1 protein-coding gene is annotated in these 317 nt (G+C 52.1%); it reads left to right on the top strand.

The features are described 5' to 3' along the window. On the top strand, positions 1 to 317 hold a 317-nt coding region (locus tag GQR38_RS20320), incomplete at both ends, for an Ig-like domain-containing protein (RefSeq protein ID WP_240920070.1).

The raw sequence follows: 317 nt of genomic DNA on the forward strand, positions 1-317 counted from the left end.
GGCAACGAAGCCACTGCCACAGGCACTGGTGAAATAGATACCATTGCACCGACACTTGTACTTACCAGCCCAGGCTCAAGTAATGACATCACCCCGACACTCAGTGGAACAAGTGATGCGGTTGAAGGCACGGTTATTAACTTCACGGTTATGGACGATCAAGGCAATACACAAACCTTTACCACCACGGTGGATGCCGATGGCAACTTCTCAGTCGAAGTGCCAACAGCACTGGCAGAAGGGCCGTACACGATCACCGCCAATATCAGCGATGTGGCAGGTAACAGCACCGATATTACCGGCAACGGCACCATTGA

Source organism: Pseudoalteromonas sp. c7(2019) (assembly GCF_011378625.1).
In the GTDB taxonomy this organism is placed as follows: Bacteria; Pseudomonadota; Gammaproteobacteria; order Enterobacterales; family Alteromonadaceae; genus Pseudoalteromonas; species Pseudoalteromonas arctica.